This window comes from Acinetobacter sp. CWB-G5, from assembly GCF_019209785.1.
GTDB lineage: Bacteria > Pseudomonadota > Gammaproteobacteria > Pseudomonadales > Moraxellaceae > Acinetobacter > Acinetobacter johnsonii.
Window position 1 is genome coordinate 817,870 of record NZ_JAHUTF010000001.1, and the last position, 18,577, is coordinate 836,446.

Sequence of the window (18,577 nt, forward strand, 5' to 3'; positions counted from 1 at the left end):
ATCTGCTTCCTTAACTGTGGACAACTTTCTCAATAATAGTATTACACAGCACACGCCCTTGACGCTGCTGCCCCACCACACGGCGTTGATCTGTCAGAAAAACCTCAAGATGTTGTTGTTGATTTAACAATGCTTGGCTGACCCAGTCTGTCTCCAAATCTGGCCAAATGGCATTGATTGCGCCCATTTTGTAAAAGTTTTCTGCCCCTGGGGCAAAAATAGCTGAGCTTTGGGAAAGTTCTTTTAACTTTTCGACTGGAATTTTAGTGACCCGTGCCATCGCGTTTAAGTCCATGACTTTCACTTGCGAATCACTGAGTGCATAAACTTCGTTTGCCATGAGTCCATAAGAGAGAAAGCCGCCACTGACCGCTTGACCGAAAATAATCGCAAGGTTGGCATGTCCACTACGGCGCAGTAGGTCAACACAAGATGCCAAATGCGCGAAGGTACGGTTTAAGCACAATAACTCATCGGCACGGGAAAGATCTTGACCTTGCGTATCGACAATAAAGACCACGGGAGTTTTGTTGCCTTGTTGTACCAATTTCAAAATTTCTGAGGATAATTGAATAGCAATGTCTTGATTAATAGGTGCTGCATTAACTGTACCCAAAATCCGTACTGGACCTGCGTCCGTCTGAGCATTGCCCTTAATCACATAACCTTCGATCTGATAATCCAGTTGACGCGGAAACAACTGTTGTAAAAGTAATTCTGTATTCATGACCTCATCCTTGCTTTAACAACACAACTTCATGGGCAGACAACATCGGAATTTTTTCTGGCTGTGAAATTCCCATGTCATGCCAAATCTGTAAACCATCATTTTTACCAAACCAGCGTTGGTACTGCTGCTCAAGCTGTTGCTGCTGTTGCAATAATTGTTCTAAATCTAAAGAAGCAGCCTTGGCGTCTAGTTGTGTTAAAATCGCATCACAAATATCTGCAATATCATCCTCGACCAAAGCCTGTACATGGTTCAGTAAATAACGATGTTTACCGCCTGTAACGCGCCAAACCAAAGCACGGTCTTTCGAGTCAAACTCTTCGACGCCTTTCACTGTTTCAATCACTTCTGGGCCAGACAGTGCCAAACGCCCTTCTTCCGTCATGATGATGGCACTGCTCAAACAGGCACTGATGCCCATACCACCAAAGGCGCCACAGGTGCCACCAATCACGGTAATAATGGGAATCCCCGCATTTCTTACCTGCAACATGGCACGCATAATTTCGGAAATGGCAATGAGACCAGCATTGGCTTCATGCAAACGCACGCCGCCTGAGTCGACAAAAAATAGTACCGCTTGCGCTTGATCTTGAATGGCTTTATGCAAGAGACCGACAATTTTTGCCCCGTGGATTTCACCCACAGCCCCACCCATAAACTGACCTTCTTGGGCCATAATATGCACGGGTGTTCCGTTTACACGCGCTGTACCAATAATCACGCCATCATCAAAACTACCTGGAATACCCAAAGCAGACAGGTGTGGGCTGACTTCAACTTCAGTCGGCTTTAAAATTTCATTAAAACTCTGAGCATCAACAACTGCTTGAATACGCGCACGTGCGGTTTTTTCATAAAAACTGTTTTTGAGCATCACTTGATCCATGTTCTATACTCCCTTAAACATAGATATTGCTTGGCTTAAGCGTAGATTCACCACCGCTGGGGTCGCGCCCATATCATTTAACTGAAATTTAAGCCCTGCTACTGCATGACGTTGTACAAACTCATTCAGCACAGACTGCCAAACATGTTGAAAACCGACGGCTGATGTCGTGACTTCAATCTGACAAATATCCGCTTGATCATGCTGTGAAACCAAAACTTCTAAATTTCCAGAACCAACGACACCACAAATAACAGCCGCTTGTTCAGCGCTCAGCGGTGCGGATTGTAATTCAAATTTTAACTTTTCCATGTCGATCACCAGTTTCTAAAGCGACTTGGGGGACTATATAAACCACCCGACCATTTAACTAAATCTTTCACCGATTTTGCCGCCAACAAATCACGACTGACCTGTGTTGGATCGATACCCAAATCTTCTGGACGTTGAATAATGCCGCGCTGGCGTAACTCTTCCACTTTGGCTTCATCACGCTGCATCCCCACTGTGGTATAACCAGCCACACCACGAATGGCTTGTTCACGTTCTTCTGAAGTACGACATAACAGCAAGTTGGCAATACCTTCTTCCGTCACAATATGGGTTACGTCTTCGCCATAAATCATGATGGGCGGGAGTTCGCTCTCCATTTTGTCCTGCAACTGCCATGCATCTAACTCTTCAACAAAAACAGGATGCATATGTTCACGGTACGTTTCGACCAGTTGCACTACTAGTTTGCGACCTTTAATGAGTTTGCCGTCGACCGCTTCACGCCCTGCTTTGGTATAGGCATAACTGGCATGACGGCGTCCATGCGGGTCAGAGCCCATATTCGGTGCACCACCAAAACCAGAAATACGGTCTACAGTTGCCGTAGAACTGTTGCCTTGTAAATCAATCTGTAAAGTCGAACCAATGAAGAGATCGCAGGCATATAAACCCGCAGTTTGACTAAAAGCACGATTGGAACGCATGCTGCCGTCACTACCTGTAAAAAAGACATCTGGACGTTCTTTAATATAGTCTTCCATCCCCACTTCAGAACCGAAGCTATGGATCGAATCGACAAATCCACTTTCAATCGCTGGAATTAAAGTCGGGTGCGGATTCAAAGCCCAATTGGTACAAATCTGTCCCTTTAGTCCTAAGGATGCCCCATAGGTAGGCAGTAACAATTCAATCGCCGCGGTATCAAAACCAATACCATGGTTTAAACGTTGAATTTGATAAGGCGCATAGATGCCTTTAATGACCATCATCGCCATTAAAATTTGCACTTCAGTAATTTGTGCAGGATCACGGGTAAACAACGGTTCTATATAGTTATACTTGGGACTTTCGATATAAAAATCGACCCAATCCGCAGGTACATCCACACGCGGTAACTTATCGACAATTTCATTAACCTGCGCAATCACAATGCCGCTTTTAAATGCTGTCGCTTCAATAATCGCGGGCGTATCTTCGGTATTCGCACCTGTATAGAGGTTGCCCTCACGGTCGGCCGCATGTGCCGTAATCAAGCAGACATTTGGCGTCAGATCGATAAAGTATCGCCCATACAGCTCGAGGTAAGTATGGATCGAACCAATACTGATTTTTTGCTGCTGAACCAATTGTGCTAGACGTAAACTTTGTGGGCCTGCAAAGGAAAAATCGACCTTAGAAGCAATGCCTTTTTCAAAGACATCAATATGACTCGGTAAAGCCAATACTGACTGCACGATATGTAAGTCATGAACCACCTCTGGATTACACTGACTTAAACTCTTTGACAAAAAGTCGGCCTGCTTTTGGTTATTACCTTCTAAACAAACGCGATCACCACTGGAAATTACCGTTTCCAAAAGTTCAATCACCCGAGCATGCTCAACTTGTTTTGCAAAGCCTTTTTCTTTGGCAAGATTCAACTTTTCTTGTCTACGGGTGCGCTGCTTATCCCATAAGCGCGTCTTAACCATTTGGTTCATGGGGTCACCTTTATGCTGTGCTTAGCCGAAGATGGCATTAATTGTGAGAAAAAATACAGAGGGTCCAAGTAAGCAACCAAGACCGGTATAGAAGGTTGCGACCAATGCACCATAGGGTACTAAACGCACATCAGTTCCTGCCAAACCTGCTGCTGTACCACTAGTCGTCCCTGCCATTCCACCAAAAACCATGGCAGAACGTGGACTTTTGAGATACATAAATTTTGCGAACAACGGCGTACCCACCATGAAAAACACCGCCTTGATCAAACCAATTGCAATCGATAATGCAATCACTTCTGAGCTTGCACCAATGGCTGAACCTGTTACTGGTCCAACGATATAGGTCATCGCACCTGCACCAATCGTGGTCATCGAAACGGGATCTTTATAGCCCATCAACCACGCCACCATTGCACCAATCAAAAATGGAATCACGCAGCCCAGTGCAAGCGCGATCAAGCCCACCTTTCCTGCTTTTTTCACTTCTTTGACGTCGACTTCAAACGCCGTTGATGCAATGGCCAAGTCACGAATCATGGCACCACCGAGTAAAGCAAAACCTGAGAAAATGGCGATATCTGAAATGCCCTTTTCACCTTGAGTATAAATCCCAGCGAAATAAGCCAAAACTAGCCCCATGGTGATGGCGATGGCTGAGCTTTGTAACTTCCCTTTGGTAAGATATTTCGACAAAAGATGCGACACATACATCATCAACCCAGTCACTGCGAGCGCCGCGACGAGGGCATTTTTGGTAAAAACCGTAATTATTTCTTCCATTGCGTTTCTTCCTTGTAACCGTACAACTGATTGTTATTTCGTGTTAAGACAACACCCTTGTCCTTAAGCGGCTTTTTCAGTCTGCTCTACAGCCCATTCATAGCTGTCATAATCGCCACTGGATTTATTCAACCAACGAATCACCAAGACGGTACCAATCAAAGATGCAAGCGAAACAATCAGACCTAACATCCCGCCCGACATAGCAGCAACTACGTTTTGACCTGCCGACATGGCAACCACAATCGGGATATACATACCTGACCAGTACAACACACCAAATTGAGTCACTTGTGGTAAGTGCCCACGTTTCGCTAATAGTTCCTTCGATAGAATTAATAAAATCATGGCAATGGCCACACCACCTACATTGGCTTGCACACCAAGAGCAATCCCGAGGGCATTGCCTAGATAAACACCAAGTAAATGGCAGACTGCCAATATGGCTGTTCCGTAAATAATCATTGCTGAATCCTCCCTGGATCATGCAGCGCTTCTAATAATCTGACTTATAATTTGCTATAGTTATAGCTTATCTGTATCCAGTGTACAATGATTTGTACTCAAATAAACATAAATTGTATACAATTTTTGGTGATGTATGACTTCAATTGCGGAACTTCCTCTTTCTATTCAAATTAGTAAAAAGTTAGAGGATGATATTATTTATGGCTTTTTCCTACCTGGGACTAAGCTAGATGAACAAGAGCTTTGCGAACGCTATGGTGCTTCACGCACTCCGATTCGTGAGGCATTAAAGCTATTGGCCGCTGAAGGTTTAGTTGAAATTCGCCCACGTCGTGGTGCAATTATTCCAGCCATTAATTCACTTACCCTTTGTGAAATGTTCGAGGTGATGGCTGAATTAGAAGCCATGTGTGGACGTTTAGCAGCACGGCGCATTCAACCTGAAGAAAAGCAAGAGTTACAGCGCTTACATCAGTTATGCCAAGACTATTTAAATCAGAACGATTCAGAAAATTATTATGAGGCCAACCGTTTATTTCACTTTGCCATTTATCAAGCCAGTCATAATGCCTTTTTAATTGAACAAGCCTGTACTTTACACAAACGTTTGCACCCGTACCGTCGCCTACAACTCCGCGTTAACCATCGAATGAATCATTCATTTTCAGAACATAGCGCAATTTTAGAGGCCATTTTTGCAGGGGATGAACAAGAAGCTGAGGCTTTGCTGAAAGCGCATGTGGTGATTCAAGGTGAGAAATTTACGGACTTTATTTCAACCTTAGAACATTTAAATACTTAACTAGAATCTGGACTTGTTTGAGCTGAGTTGTTCATGCTTTTGATGTTTAGCTCCATGTTTCAGACCATTTATGTAGCGAAGATAAATACCAAGAAATATGTATCGATTTCTTGGTATTTTTTCTTGATGAGTGCCTTGATTAGAGCAGTATCAGATACATCTCCTTCCTAGAAACTCATCGAGTTAAAATTAAGAAATGGCTTGAACGATTCGCAACTGCCCTGCGTATGATGATGTGATATAGAAATCAGCACTCATATGACATATGATGTCTTATATTTAGTTTTATGTTGAATACTTCTTATGTCGACTCTCAAAGTAACCTGTGCCGAAAAATATGTCTTAATTGATCAAGCATTTCAATTCGATTTTCCTGTGCAATACAGCGAATTTCAGCAACTCGATCAAGAGCAGTTTCAAACACAAGTCCATGATCAAGATGTCATTATCATTAGTGATTTAAATATTAATGAACAAGTTTTAGCCAACAATCCCAATCTAAAGCTCCTCGCACTCTGCTCAACTGGCTTTAACCACGTCAATCTGCCTCTGCTCAAACAACATGGCGTTCAAGTCTGTAATATCCGTGGCTATGCTGGCGATGCCGTTGCTGAACATGCGTTCACCTTAATGATCAACCTAATTAAAAACTTTAACCAACAAGTTGATGGCGTTAAACAAGGTCTCTGGTCAAATGGCCACAGTTCATTTTATCTTGCTGCCCCAATGGGTGAACTTAAAAACAAGACCCTAACCATCATGGGTAAAGGTGAAATTGGCTTATCGCTAGCGCAAAAAGCCGAAGCATTTGGCATGAAAGTCATTTTTAGTGAGCGTAAAAATGCGGCGCAATGCCGTGATGGATATGTGCCATTTGAGCAAGCTGTACAACAAGCAGATATTTTGTCTTTACACTGTGAGTTAAATGCTGAAACTCAACATATGATTGATGCTTCTGTATTCAAGTTAATGAAAGACAAAAGTATTTTAATTAATGTCGGACGTGGTGGATTAGTGCATGATGCCGATCTGATTACAGCAATTGAAAGCAAAAAAATTGCAGGTTTTGGTGCTGATGTATTGAATCAAGAACCCCCAACCGATGACCATCCGCTACTCCAACTGCAATGCCAGCATGCCAATGTCGTGATTACTGGACATATTGCTTGGGGTACAGACGAAGCACAGCAACGTTTATTTGACATTTTACAAAGTAATATCAATCAAAATATGCAGGGTGTAGAACAAAATCTTGTTTAAATACACCATGCTTCAATAGGCTTTGTATCAATAAAAAAAGCAGCAGACTCGAATTAAGTCATGCTGCTTTTTTTTATATCAGAACTTTAATCGTCGTTAAGTCATAAAACTATTGCTTAAACTTTTTAATGCTTTTTGATAGATGAGCACGCATCATTTGACGCGCCAAAAGTCCATCTTGATCTACAATCGCATTGAAAATATTGACATGATCATGGTGTACTGTTTTTAAATAATCTTCACGATTCACAGGGCTGTGTTCAATGGATTTTACTCGCGCGCGCGGAATAATTTTTTCACCTAAGTATTTCAGAAAATCAACAAAATATTGATTTTCAGATGCCTCGGCAATTGCAATATGAAAGTCATAATCAGCTTTCACTGTACCGTCATTCACATCAGATGAAATATGCTTTTCAAAGTCATCCAATGCTACTTTCATTTTATCGATATGCACTTGTTTACGGCGTTCCGAAGCAAGAAATACTGCCTCTGACTCCAAACTAATCCGCAATTCCAGTAAGGCCACAATGTCATTGATGGTTTCTAGGCTGGCATTTGAAAGTAAAAAATTTTGTTCAATAGAATGTTCTTTGACAAAAGTACCAATGCCATGACGGGTCTCGACATAACCGAGAGAACGTAATTCGGTAATAGCCTCTCGAATAACCGAACGACTCACTTCAAACTGTTCAATCAGTTCAAGTTCTGTCGGAATTTTTTCTCCAACCGTAAAGTCTCCTGATTGAATTTTTTCAATCAATTGCGCGACGATGATTTGGCTTAATTTTTTTGTTGATCTAGATTTAATCGCACTAGACATAATGAAAGAGACTCACCAAATATTGGAAAATTAGAGACTTAGTTTACTATAACCCGACCCAATAGTCCTATAGTAAGTTGTTTGGACTTCAGTTGTTATCGGGAGTGGGGATACATCATATCAGTCTGATCCTGCCATTCAAACTAACACTGTTTATTCAAAAAAGGAAATACACGCCTGACATGCTCGGGCACTATATTTTGAAGCCCAAAGCCTTCAGTAAGATTCGGACTGTTTTGGAAATTTCGCCTCAAATTCTGCTTTTTTATAAGCCTCATAGGAAGCCTTGCTGATCATGACCGCAGACTCTCGGCCTTTACGGGTGATTTCGACAGGATCACCCGCGACTGCTTTATCCATAATCATGGACAACAGCGCTTTAGCATTACTGCAATTAAAACTTTCCATAGAATACTGTCCTAAATAAAGCCACGCCATGATCAATCACAGCGTGGCTTTTGTTTAATCCATTGAATTAAAGTGCTGCTTTAGTCAATTCACCATTAATCAAACGATTAATTTGTAATGGATTTTCATCTTTAAGCGCTGCTGGCAACAGAGCTTGTGGGGTATTTTGATAACACACTGGACGCATGAAACGCTCAATTGCACCCGTACCTACAGAAGTTCCACGTGCATCACTGGTTGCAGGGAATGGACCACCATGTACCATCGCATCAGACACTTCTACCCCTGTCGGGAAGCCGTTAAACAACACACGACCTGACTTGCGGGTAAACAATGCCAACAATTGAGCTGCTGTAGCCAATTCAGCATCTTCACCAATAATGGTTGCAGTCAATTGACCAGCCAATTGTTCAAGACCTTGTAATAAGGTTGCTTCATCATCCACTGCAACGACAATCGACATTGGACCAAACACTTCGTGCTGCAATTTAGCATTACCTGCCAATAACACACTTTGGTCTGCTTGGAACAAGTTCGCTGATGCTTGTGAAATCAACGTCGCTTCTTGACCTTGAGCAATCAATTCAAAGCCAGCTTCGGTTTTTAACTCAGCAAGACCTTGTTGATAGCTTTTTAAAGTACCTGGATTCAACATCACTTGTGGCACAGCTTGCTGTGTATGTGCAATTAAGCCTTGAACAAACTGATCAAACTCAGGGCTTTTCACGCCTAAAATTAAACCCGGTTTGGTACAGAATTGACCACAACCCATGTTAAATGAAGCAACCGTGTCTTGTGCAATTTGTGCACCACGTGCAGCTAATGCCTGTGGCATCACCACAACTGGGTTCACGCTCGACATTTCAGCAAATACAGGAATGGGTTGTGGGCGGTTTTGCGCAATGTTATACAGCGCCATACCACCTTCCAAAGAACCTGTGAAGCCTACAGCTTGAATCAGTGGATGTGCCACCAAATCCGCACCAATACGACCACCAAAGATCATATTGAATGTACCCGCTGGCATCGCACAGTTCACAATGGCTTTTTCAATCGCTTCACCAACCAGTTCCGCAGTTGCCATATGACCTGAGTGAGCTTTAAACACTACAGGACAGCCCGCAGCCAAAGCTGCAACCGTGTCACCACCAGCGGTAGAAAACGCCAATGGGAAGTTACTTGCACCAAATACTGCAACAGGACCTACAGCCACTTTGCATTGGCGAAGGTCAACGCGAGGCATTGGCTTACGTTCTGGCAATGCAGGATCAATACGTGCGCCATAGAAATCGCCACGACGTAACAACTGAGCAAATAAACGCAATTGACCTGTTACACGACCTGTTTCACCTTGCAAACGAGCCAAAGGTAAGCCTGTTTCCAACGATGCAACTTCTTGAAGTTTTGGACCCAAAGCTTCAATTTGTACTGCGATTTCTTCTAAAAATTCAGCGCGTTGCTCTTGAGTTGTTTGGCTGTATACAGCGAAAGCAGCTTCCGCAGCTTTTGCAGCAGCATCGACTTCTTCAAGCGTTGCTTGGCTGTAGACATAACCTGTCAGTTGGTAGTCGGTTGCGTTAATGCTTTCAATTGCAGGTGCATGTGTTGCTACACGCTGACCATTGATAAATTGCTTACCATTATTAATTGCCATGAATAAACTCCAATGCCTAAATTTATAAAACTTATTGCGGACCTAAAGTCGCAATTAATGCTGCTAAATCATCGTAGTCTTTTGGCGTTAAGTCACTTAATGGTGGACGTACAGGACCAGCGTCATAACCAATAATCTTCGCGCCAGCTTTAATCATACTTACGCCATAACCTGCTTTACGGTCACGGATTTGGATTAACGGCAAGAAGAAATCTTTGATTAAACGATCAGTTGTAGCTGTATCGTTGGCACGAATTGCGTTGTAGAACTCCATTGCAGTTTTTGGAATAAAGTTAAACACTGCAGATGAATACACTGGGCAACCAAGTGCTTTGTATGGTGCTGCAAATACTTCAGCAGTTGGTAAACCACCTAAGTAAGATAAACGATCACCTACAGTTTGTGTAATACCAGTCATCATGTCGATTTGACCTGAACTGTCTTTAAAACCAATCAGATTAGGACACGCTTCTGTTAATTGTTGTAATGAATCAAGATTTAAAAGAGATACGCTACGGTTATAGAAAATTACACCGAAGTCTACAGAGTTACACACTTGTTTAACGTGTTCGATCAAACCTTCTTGGCTCGCTTCAGTTAAATAGTGCGGCATCAAAAGAATACCTTGAGCGCCCAAACGTTCTGCTTCTTGCGCCTGTGCAATCGCTTGACGAGTTGGACCACCCGCACCTGCAATAATTGGCACACTGCCCTTACAAGTATCCACCGCAGTCTTGATGACTTCAGAATATTCATTGCCAGTTAATGAGAAAAACTCACCAGTACCACCTGCAGCAAAAAGTGCACTTGCACCGTAAGGTGCTAACCACTCTAAACGCTTTGCATAGGTTGCTTTGTTAAAATCGCCATTTTTGTCAAAGTCAGTTACTGGGAAAGAAAGTAAACCGTCAGAAATAATACTCTTTAACTCAACTGCTTCCATTGTAACTCTCCGTAGTCATCTATAAGTTGTCTGACATCCTACAACATAAAATTGAAAAGTCCAATCTTTTTTGTGCGAAAGTCTCGAAAAGCGCCGCTAATATGCATCAAAAGCAAGAAAATCTATACTTATTCAACTAATTGATGATTCAATTCTCTTTTAAAAAAGAATAAAATACTTGGTTAGGTGCATAAAAATAACTCAAATTTAATCCAATCACTCAGTCATCACACCTCCAAATTTATTTAATTTATTAATTTTCAATAGTTTAATAAACAACAACCCAAAACTTCAAAAAAACAAATTGCAAACAATTCCAAAATAATCATAAGATGTCATACATCTTTAAAGACTGCTTTGAGCATTTTGGAAGAAATCGGTATTTAATCATGATGAAAAAATACCTATTTCGTTAAATAGACATGAAGTCACTCTAATTTGATTGCGCACAAATTAGGTTACGGATAGAAGAGTTTGTGTATGGAAAATTTACAAACGCAAAGTGCCGCTGCCGCTACTACGGCTAGTCACAAAAAGACCCGCTATTTTATTTTAGCGATGATCTTTATTATCACCTCATTAAACTATGGTGATCGTGCAACCCTTTCAATGGCTGCTTCACCAATGACACAAGAGTTAGGTATTGACTCTGTGACGATGGGATATATCTTCTCTGCGTTTGCTTGGGCATACGTGATTGGACAAATTCCAGGTGGTTGGTTACTCGATAAGTACGGCGCACGAAAAGTATATTTCGGCAGTATTTTCTTATGGTCATTATTCACCGTTCTTATTGGCTTCTCTGATATTTTCGGCAGCACTGGCGCAGTCATTAGTGTCTTATTTTTATTGCGTTTTATGGTTGGTTTAGCGGAAAGCCCTGCGTTCCCTGGAAATAGTCAGATCGTGGCTGCATGGTTCCCGACCAAAGAACGCGGTACGGCTGCTGCAATTTTTAACTCTGCACAATATTTCGCAACGGTTATTTTCGCTCCATTCATGGGCTGGCTTGTTGCACAAGTCCACTGGCAATCTATTTTCTGGATCATGGGTGGTCTAGGTATTGTGATGTCATTTGTGTGGTTGAAAGTTATTTATAGCCCAGTCAATCATCCAAGTATTAATCCTGCCGAACTTGACTACATCAAAGAAGGTGGTGGTTTGGTAAATATGGGTGAAGATAAACACAATACTGCAGAGAAGAAAAAAGCCTCTTTTGCAGATATTAAGCAGTTACTTTCTTCACGTATGTTACTGGGGATATTCATTGCGCAATATTGTATTAACTGTTTGACCTATTTCTTCTTAACTTGGTTCCCTGTGTACCTTGTGAAAGAACGCCATATGACTATTCTACAAGCCGGTTTTGCCGCAGTTGCACCAGCATTGTGTGGATTTATCGGTGGTATTTTAGGTGGTTTAGTTTCCGACAAACTGATCAAGATGAATCGTTCAGTAACTTTCGCTCGTAAGTTGCCGATTATTCTTGGCTTGTTTTTATCAACCAGTATTGTGATTTGTAACTATGTAGATTCACATACCGCCATTATTTTCTTTATGTCACTTGCTTTCTTCGGCAAAGGCTTTGGTTCTTTAGGTTGGGCAGTTATGTCAGACGTTGCACCAAAAGAAATGATTGGTCTTTCAGGTGGTCTATTCAATACCTTTGGTAATACTGCGGGTATCGTGATTCCAATCGTAATTGGTTACATCATCAGTTCAACAGGTTCATTCAATAATGCCTTGGTATTTGTAGGTATTCATGCCGTAATTGCGCTACTTTGCTACTTACTCATGGTCGGCAAAATTGAACGTTTCCAATTGAAAACCACTGCAAACTAATCCCCACATTTAACAACTTAGAGCTAGCGAATTTCAAAGCTAGCTCTACAGCAATATTTTTACAAGGAACGATCATGCAACAGAGACCACTACTCATCAAAATTAATCCGCAAGACAACGTCGCGATCGTGGTGAACGATGGTGGTCTTGCGCAAGGTACGTATGTAGAGGCTCAGGACATCACTTTAGTTGAAGCTGTTCCTCAAGGTCACAAAGTTTTATTAACAGAATTAAAAGAAAGCGATCCGATTGTTCGCTACGGCGAAATTATTGGCTATGCAAATAAAGATTTAAATGCAGGTTCATGGGTCAATGAAGCTGTAACACGCATGCCTGAAGCACCAACTTTAGACTCGTTAGACATGGCAACACGCCCTGCACCAAGTCTTGAACCCCTTTCTGGCTATACCTTCAAAGGCTATAAAAACAAAGACGGTTCAGTCGGGACTAAAAACTTATTGGCAATTACCACCAGCGTGAACTGCGTTGAAGGAATTGTCGATCATGTGGTGAAAATCGTAGAACGTGAATTACTGCATAAATACCCAAATGTTGACGGTATCGTCGGTCTAAACCATTTATATGGCTGTGGTGTTGCGATTGATGCACCTGCGGCAATTGTTCCGATTCGTACCATCCACAACTTAGCGCTAAATCCAAACTTTGGTGGCGAAGTAATGGTGGTGAGCTTGGGTTGTGAAAAAATGCAGCCTGAACGTTTATTGAATATTCCTGCGGAAAACAAACGTATTCCTGTTGAAGATCAAGACATCATCCAACTACAAGATGAACGTCATAATGGCTTCCAAAGCATGATTGACCATATTTTGGCAGTCGCAGAACATCATTTAGCCAAGCTGAATCAGCGCCAGCGTGAAGATGTTTGTGCTTCAAATCTTGTCGTCGGCATGCAATGTGGTGGTAGTGATGCATTTTCAGGTGTTACCTCTAACCCTGCCGTTGGTTTTGCCTCTGACCTGATTGTACGTTGCGGTGGAACGGTGATGTTCTCTGAAGTCACTGAAGTGCGTGATGGCATCCACTTATTAACGCCGCGTGCAGCAGATGAACAAGTTGCCAAAGATTTAATCCGTGAAATGCAATGGTATGATGACTACCTTGCCGCAGGTAAAGTGGACCGTAGCGCCAATACCACGCCGGGTAACAAAAAGGGTGGCTTAAACAACATTGTTGAAAAAGCTATGGGCTCAATTGCTAAGTCTGGCAGTTCTGCCATTGTTGAAGTGTTAGCACCAGGGCAAAAACCAACCAAGAAAGGGCTGATTTTTGCTGCAACGCCATCTAGCGACTTTATTTGTGGTACACAACAAATGGCGTCTGGTATTACTGTACAAGTCTTTACCACAGGTCGTGGTACACCTTACGGTTTAGCCGCAGTTCCTGTGATTAAAATGGCGAGCCGCAACACCATTGCCAACCGTTGGTATGACCTGATTGATATTAGCGCGGGTGATATCGCGATTGGTAAACGCAGCATTGAACAAGTGGGTTGGGAATTATTTGAACTCATTTTACAAGTTGCAAGCGGTGAAAAGAAAACTTGGTCAGATCACTGGGGAATTCATAATTCACTTGCAGTCTTTAACCCTGCCCCTGTGACCTAAACTTTATAAGCTAAGTAGAGGAGTCGGCTGATTCTTCTATTTACCTGTTTATGTACTCGGAAACACAATCTTATGATGCAAAACACATCATCGCCCTCAACGGCTGTGAGTAAAGCACTGCTCTGTTTAATGACTTCAGCCTTGCTGTTTTCGGTTATGGGCGTGTGTATTCGTTTTGCATCTGAAACGGTAGATAATCCGACAGTGGTCTTTTTTAGGAATGCTGTCGGATTATTTATTTTTATTCCTATGCTGTTTAAGCAGGGTTTAAGTTTTATTAAAACCGATAAATTGTGGATGCATACTTGGCGCAGTGTCGTCGGTTTAGCTGCAATGTATGGTTTTTTCTATGCCATTGCGCATCTAAAACTGTCCAATGCAATGGTGTTTAGCTACTCCTCGCCGATTTTTATTCCACTGATTGCCTACTTCTTTCTCAAAGAAAAAATAAGTCTCGGCATGATTATCGCGGCAGTTGTCGGTTTAATCGGGGTGTTGTTGGTGGCAAAACCTGATCAAGGGATGTTTAATGCGTTGTCTGTGATTGGCCTAGGTGCTTGCTTCTTATCCGCAATGGCCTTTGTCACTGTACGTGCACTGACCAGTACTGAGCCACCTGAACGGATCGTTTTCTATTTTTGTATTTTTGGCACGCTCATTTCATCTATTCCAATGTTTTGGCACTGGCGTATCTTCACACTCAAAGAATTGGCCCTACTGATTACCGCAGGGCTGTTAGCCAACATTAGTCAGTTGTTTATGTCCTATGCATACAGCCTTGCACCAGCAGGTCAAATTGGACCGATGAATTATGTTGCGATTGTATTTGCAGGGATTTGGGGCTTTATTTTTTGGCATGAGATTCCCGACCTGTTCAGTATTCTCGGTATCTCTATTATCTTAATCGCAATTTTGGCGTGTAATCCCATGATTACGAATAAAATTAGGAGTCTTTTGAAATTCTAAGTTAGCCAAAATCGATTATTAAAAAAGTTGAGCTTTTTACTAGGTGCGGTTTGCTGCATCGAAACGTAACCCCACGCCTGCAATGGTAAAAATATATTTTGGAGTGACCGCAGAATCGCCAATTTTGGTGCGGAGTTTTTTCACCAAGATTCGAAGATAATGGGTATCCTCTTCATGGCTAATGCCCCATAACTCCGTCATAATTTGTTTTTGTGTGACGATCTTACCTTGATGACGAATCAGCAGTGCCAACAGTTGAAATTCTTTTTTGCTGAGGACAATTTCTTGCTGAGCAAACGTCACCATATGCTCAGCCACATCCACAGATAATTGACCATCATCAAATACAATATTCTGTTCAGGCTGTTGTGGTTTATTACGAAACATGACTCGAATACGGGCACATAATTCCTGAATGCTAAACGGTTTGGTCACATAATCATTCGCGCCTGCATCGAGCAGTTTAATTTTTTGATTTTCATCAGGACGTGCAGACAACACAATCACAGGAATATCTGACCACTGTCTCATCTCGGTCAACACCTGCTGTCCTTCCATATCAGGTAAACCCAAATCTAAAATCAGTAAATCCGCACCTCGTGTTGCCAAAATTTCTAAGCCTTTCATGCCATTTTCAGCAACATGCACCTGATAACCTTGCGCACGTAAAGCAATGTCTAAAAATTTTCGAATTTGAGGTTCATCATCAATAATCAGAATTGATGCATTCGGATAGATTGTTTGCGACATAAAAGATCGTTTAACCCTGATGTAACGGTAATCGTATGCGAATTAAAGTGCCTTGACCATCTGTTCCAGCAAAAGCTTCGATACTGCCCATATGAGCGCCAATAATCGCTTTGACAATCGCCAACCCTAAACCTGTTCCTGTTTTACCGCGATCGCCACGCTGCATGGTATAAAACATATCAAAAATTTGTTCGCGTTCATGTTCAGGAATGCCGATCCCTTGATCGGTAATGTCAATTTGCAGACATTGTTCCTGTTGCTGAATCTTTATTTCAATCGGAACATTCTCTGGTGAAAACTTGGCAGCATTTTCCAAGACATTAAAAATGGCTTGTTCAATCAAAGCAGGATGCACATACAATTGAGGAAGTTCTTCCGCCAAAGCAACCTCAATTTTTACCTCAGGCTGATAACGTTTCAGTCGTTGCGTTGCCGAGCCAATCAGTTCATCCATACCAACCCAAGCACGACTTAAAGTCAAACCCTGATGACCTAATCGAGTCATATCCAAGAGGTTTTGAATATAACGATCCAATCGTTCCCCTTCAATGTGAATGGTGTCTAATAATTCATGGCGATCACTTTCAGGCATCTGTTCACCATAATATTTGAGCGTATCTGCCGAGCCAATCATCGCGGCTAAAGGTGAACGTAAATCATGTGAGACCGAGGAAAGCAAAGCTGAACGTAGCTTTTCCGTTTCAGCCACCACACGAGAGTTTTCCAACTGTAACGAGAGTTGAACCCGAGCAACAGTTTGCGCAATATCTTCAATCATCAACTCAGTTAAACGTTGCAATTCAAAACTGATGGTTTGAGCATTTTGATGAAAGCGAATTGCAATCACCCCATATTCTTTCACCAAATTTAACGGAATAAACCACCAATCAGAATTGGTCAACGTATTGGTAAAACGTCCACAGGGTTTCGCATTCTTCTGCGTCCAATCTGCGGCAATTTGATCTTTTTCATTTAAGACTGATGAATCACCTAAAGACTGATTTTCGACTTTTAACCAAACCGTGGCATTTAATGAAGTTTCCAAATGTTGTTTGGCGACATTTAACACCTGTTCAATATCTACACAGGTCGATAGTTTTCTTTCCAATTCTTGCAACTGTAACGAGACTGAATTTGCAGCACGTAGGCTAAGCACCTGAGCGCGTAATTGGTTGGCCAAACGCCCGACCAGTAAAGCTGAGACAATGAACGTGATAATGGTAATCACGCCACGTTCAGCGCTAATCATAAAGGTAAATCGAGGTTCGATAAAAAAATAGTTGTAGAGTAGAAAACAAATGAATACGCTGATAATTGTGATCAACATGCGGGCGCGTATCGCAACCAGTAATACGGCCACAATAAAAATTAAGGCTAAATCACTATACCCAATAAAATGATCACTGATTGCCGCCACAATCAGTCCTAGCAATACAATAATGATACTTTCAAATACTTCACGTTGATTAAACGCCAAACCTTGTTCTAGCCAAGATGAATGAGCCACATTTGTCTGCAAACGCTTTTCATTATTTTTGGCTTTTAAAGACTGAACAAAGGTGATTTCAAAAGGATGCTGTTTCTCTAACAGTTGATCGGCAATATGATCTGAAAATAGGCGCTGCCATAACGATTTTTGAGGGCTTTTACCGAGCAAAATATTAGATGCACCATAATCATAAGCCGCCTGTAAAATGGTCGATGCAATATGATTGCTATACAGTAAATAGGTATCTGCACCAAGCTTGCGCGCTAGATTAAAGGCTCTAGTCACTGCAAAAGCTTGAGCTGTTTCAACCTTACTTTTTTGAATCGAAATGACGCTCCACGTTGCATTGCGTCTTTCCGCAATCCGATGGGCACGGCGTACTAAATCTTCTGAGAATTCAGAACCATCTATTGCCAACATGACATGATTTTGAATCGGGATAATCTGCCCTTGTGCAATAAATTTTTCTCGATAATCAATATCGACCTGCCCTGCAACAGTTTGAATTGCCAGATCACGTAACGCTGTCAAATTCGCAGCTTTAAAAAAACCTTGTAATGCATGGGGTGCAACATCGGCGAAATAAATCTTGCCATGATTCATTCGTTCTAATAATTCAGGAACAGGTAAATCAACCAGTCGAATATCTTTCAAACGTTTAAGGAGTGCATCAGGGACAGTTTCAGTGACCCGAATCCCCGTAATTTGAAAAACTACATCATTCAGACTTTCCAAATGCTGAATATTTAAGGTGCTATAGACATCAATGCCTGCATCCAACAACTCATTGACATCTTGCCAACGATATTCATGCCGACTATTGGGTACATTACGATGGGCCAATTCATCAACAAGCACAATTTGAGGCTTTAATTTAAGAATTAGGTCGAGATCCATCTCCTCCAACATTCGCCCCTGATATTCCACAGACTTTCTTGGAATAACATTGAGACCTTGAATCAAAGCTTCGGTGTCAGATCGACCGTGGGTTTCCACCACGCCGACCACCACATACTGTCCTTGTTGCATCAGCTCATGCGCTCGGGTCAGCATGGCATAGGTTTTCCCTACCCCTGGTGCTGCACCCAAGAAAATGGTCAAACGTCCAGATTGTTCACGTTGACTATGTGCCAACCATGCATCTGCTTTGTTATTACGGTCGATCTGCATAA

Annotated in this window: 17 protein-coding genes; 5 read left to right on the forward strand and 12 right to left on the reverse strand. The window is 42.0% G+C overall.

Annotated elements, in window-relative coordinates; translation table 11 throughout:
- Positions 1-10: 10 nt before the first annotated feature.
- The 6 genes from mdcE to madL all read right to left on the reverse strand — a co-directional run bounded on the left by mdcE (position 11) and on the right by madL (position 4,840).
- Positions 11-727 (reverse strand): biotin-independent malonate decarboxylase subunit gamma, encoded by a 717-nt coding sequence (gene mdcE / locus KVY11_RS03940; protein WP_218288167.1) that lies wholly within the window; start codon positions 725-727, stop codon positions 11-13.
- A gap of 4 nt (positions 728-731) precedes the next feature.
- Positions 732-1,619: a biotin-independent malonate decarboxylase subunit beta gene (locus KVY11_RS03945; RefSeq protein ID WP_218288168.1), complete on the reverse strand. Its 888-nt coding sequence runs from the start codon at positions 1,617-1,619 to the stop codon at positions 732-734.
- A 3-nt stretch (positions 1,620-1,622) separates the two neighbouring features.
- On the reverse strand, positions 1,623-1,931 hold the full coding sequence (mdcC, locus tag KVY11_RS03950) for a malonate decarboxylase acyl carrier protein (protein ID WP_218288169.1): 309 nt from the start codon (positions 1,929-1,931) through the stop codon (positions 1,623-1,625).
- Positions 1,932-1,936: 5 nt separating this feature from the next.
- A complete protein-coding gene (gene mdcA / locus KVY11_RS03955) occupies positions 1,937-3,592 on the reverse strand; it encodes a malonate decarboxylase subunit alpha (protein WP_218288170.1) in 1,656 nt (551 codons plus the stop codon).
- A gap of 21 nt (positions 3,593-3,613) precedes the next feature.
- Positions 3,614-4,375 (reverse strand): malonate transporter subunit MadM, encoded by a 762-nt coding sequence (gene madM, locus KVY11_RS03960; protein WP_168158472.1) that lies wholly within the window; start codon positions 4,373-4,375, stop codon positions 3,614-3,616.
- Positions 4,376-4,438: 63 nt separating this feature from the next.
- Positions 4,439-4,840 carry a malonate transporter subunit MadL gene (madL, locus tag KVY11_RS03965; RefSeq protein WP_062035311.1) on the reverse strand — a complete coding sequence of 134 codons (402 nt, stop codon included), beginning with the start codon at positions 4,838-4,840 and terminating at the stop codon, positions 4,439-4,441.
- 136 nt (positions 4,841-4,976) lie between these two features.
- Here madL and KVY11_RS03970 point away from each other — a divergent pair, with 136 nt between their 5' ends.
- Together KVY11_RS03970 and KVY11_RS03975 are read left to right on the forward strand one after the other, a co-directional pair.
- The gene (locus KVY11_RS03970) at positions 4,977-5,645 is read left to right on the forward strand and encodes a GntR family transcriptional regulator (protein WP_218288171.1); all 669 of its coding nucleotides are present in this window, start codon (positions 4,977-4,979) and stop codon (positions 5,643-5,645) included.
- Between the two features lie 303 nt (positions 5,646-5,948).
- Positions 5,949-6,905 (forward strand): NAD(P)-dependent oxidoreductase, encoded by a 957-nt coding sequence (locus KVY11_RS03975; protein WP_218288172.1) that lies wholly within the window; start codon positions 5,949-5,951, stop codon positions 6,903-6,905.
- 109 nt (positions 6,906-7,014) lie between these two features.
- Here KVY11_RS03975 and KVY11_RS03980 read toward each other — a convergent pair whose 3' ends face one another.
- The 4 genes from KVY11_RS03980 to kdgD form a co-directional block, all read right to left on the reverse strand.
- Positions 7,015-7,728 carry a FadR/GntR family transcriptional regulator gene (locus tag KVY11_RS03980; RefSeq protein ID WP_168158475.1) on the reverse strand — a complete coding sequence of 238 codons (714 nt, stop codon included), beginning with the start codon at positions 7,726-7,728 and terminating at the stop codon, positions 7,015-7,017.
- Positions 7,729-7,944: 216 nt separating this feature from the next.
- Positions 7,945-8,136 carry a type II toxin-antitoxin system Phd/YefM family antitoxin gene (locus KVY11_RS03985; protein ID WP_004981514.1) on the reverse strand — a complete coding sequence of 64 codons (192 nt, stop codon included), beginning with the start codon at positions 8,134-8,136 and terminating at the stop codon, positions 7,945-7,947.
- Between the two features lie 67 nt (positions 8,137-8,203).
- Positions 8,204-9,790 (reverse strand): aldehyde dehydrogenase (NADP(+)), encoded by a 1,587-nt coding sequence (locus tag KVY11_RS03990; RefSeq protein WP_218288173.1) that lies wholly within the window; start codon positions 9,788-9,790, stop codon positions 8,204-8,206.
- A gap of 31 nt (positions 9,791-9,821) precedes the next feature.
- Entirely contained in the window at positions 9,822-10,733 is a 912-nt protein-coding gene (kdgD, locus tag KVY11_RS03995; RefSeq protein WP_218288174.1) for a 5-dehydro-4-deoxyglucarate dehydratase, read from the reverse strand.
- 480 nt (positions 10,734-11,213) lie between these two features.
- Between kdgD and KVY11_RS04000 the strand changes: the two genes are divergently transcribed.
- The 3 genes from KVY11_RS04000 (at position 11,214) to KVY11_RS04010 (ending at position 15,166) form a co-directional block, all read left to right on the forward strand.
- The gene (locus tag KVY11_RS04000; protein ID WP_218288175.1) at positions 11,214-12,575 is read left to right on the forward strand and encodes an MFS transporter; all 1,362 of its coding nucleotides are present in this window, start codon (positions 11,214-11,216) and stop codon (positions 12,573-12,575) included.
- A gap of 74 nt (positions 12,576-12,649) precedes the next feature.
- Positions 12,650-14,200 carry a galactarate dehydratase gene (gene garD / locus KVY11_RS04005; RefSeq protein ID WP_218288176.1) on the forward strand — a complete coding sequence of 517 codons (1,551 nt, stop codon included), beginning with the start codon at positions 12,650-12,652 and terminating at the stop codon, positions 14,198-14,200.
- Between the two features lie 75 nt (positions 14,201-14,275).
- Positions 14,276-15,166 (forward strand): DMT family transporter, encoded by an 891-nt coding sequence (locus tag KVY11_RS04010; protein WP_218288213.1) that lies wholly within the window; start codon positions 14,276-14,278, stop codon positions 15,164-15,166.
- Between the two features lie 39 nt (positions 15,167-15,205).
- Here the strand turns inward: KVY11_RS04010 and KVY11_RS04015 are convergent, their stop codons facing one another.
- Both KVY11_RS04015 and KVY11_RS04020 read right to left on the reverse strand, forming a co-directional pair.
- On the reverse strand, positions 15,206-15,916 hold the full coding sequence (locus KVY11_RS04015) for a response regulator (RefSeq protein WP_218288177.1): 711 nt from the start codon (positions 15,914-15,916) through the stop codon (positions 15,206-15,208).
- A 10-nt stretch (positions 15,917-15,926) separates the two neighbouring features.
- Entirely contained in the window at positions 15,927-18,575 is a 2,649-nt protein-coding gene (locus KVY11_RS04020) for a sensor histidine kinase KdpD (RefSeq protein WP_218288178.1), read from the reverse strand.
- Positions 18,576-18,577 lie beyond the last annotated feature (2 nt).

Coding starts and splice junctions, on each gene's coding strand:
- KVY11_RS03975 (WP_218288172.1), top strand. CDS start 5,949: ATGTCGACTCTCAAAGTAACCTGTGCCGAAAAATATGTCTTAATTGAT.
- KVY11_RS04020 (WP_218288178.1), bottom strand. CDS start 18,575: ATGCAGATCGACCGTAATAACAAAGCAGATGCATGGTTGGCACATAGT.
- KVY11_RS03990 (WP_218288173.1), bottom strand. CDS start 9,790: ATGGCAATTAATAATGGTAAGCAATTTATCAATGGTCAGCGTGTAGCA.
- kdgD (WP_218288174.1), bottom strand. CDS start 10,733: ATGGAAGCAGTTGAGTTAAAGAGTATTATTTCTGACGGTTTACTTTCT.
- KVY11_RS04010 (WP_218288213.1), top strand. CDS start 14,276: ATGCAAAACACATCATCGCCCTCAACGGCTGTGAGTAAAGCACTGCTC.
- KVY11_RS04015 (WP_218288177.1), bottom strand. CDS start 15,916: ATGTCGCAAACAATCTATCCGAATGCATCAATTCTGATTATTGATGAT.
- madM (WP_168158472.1), bottom strand. CDS start 4,375: ATGGAAGAAATAATTACGGTTTTTACCAAAAATGCCCTCGTCGCGGCG.
- mdcE (WP_218288167.1), bottom strand. CDS start 727: ATGAATACAGAATTACTTTTACAACAGTTGTTTCCGCGTCAACTGGAT.
- KVY11_RS04000 (WP_218288175.1), top strand. CDS start 11,214: ATGGAAAATTTACAAACGCAAAGTGCCGCTGCCGCTACTACGGCTAGT.
- mdcA (WP_218288170.1), bottom strand. CDS start 3,592: ATGAACCAAATGGTTAAGACGCGCTTATGGGATAAGCAGCGCACCCGT.
- garD (WP_218288176.1), top strand. CDS start 12,650: ATGCAACAGAGACCACTACTCATCAAAATTAATCCGCAAGACAACGTC.
- mdcC (WP_218288169.1), bottom strand. CDS start 1,931: ATGGAAAAGTTAAAATTTGAATTACAATCCGCACCGCTGAGCGCTGAA.
- madL (WP_062035311.1), bottom strand. CDS start 4,840: ATGATTATTTACGGAACAGCCATATTGGCAGTCTGCCATTTACTTGGT.
- KVY11_RS03980 (WP_168158475.1), bottom strand. CDS start 7,728: ATGTCTAGTGCGATTAAATCTAGATCAACAAAAAAATTAAGCCAAATC.
- KVY11_RS03945 (WP_218288168.1), bottom strand. CDS start 1,619: ATGGATCAAGTGATGCTCAAAAACAGTTTTTATGAAAAAACCGCACGT.
- KVY11_RS03970 (WP_218288171.1), top strand. CDS start 4,977: ATGACTTCAATTGCGGAACTTCCTCTTTCTATTCAAATTAGTAAAAAG.
- KVY11_RS03985 (WP_004981514.1), bottom strand. CDS start 8,136: ATGGAAAGTTTTAATTGCAGTAATGCTAAAGCGCTGTTGTCCATGATT.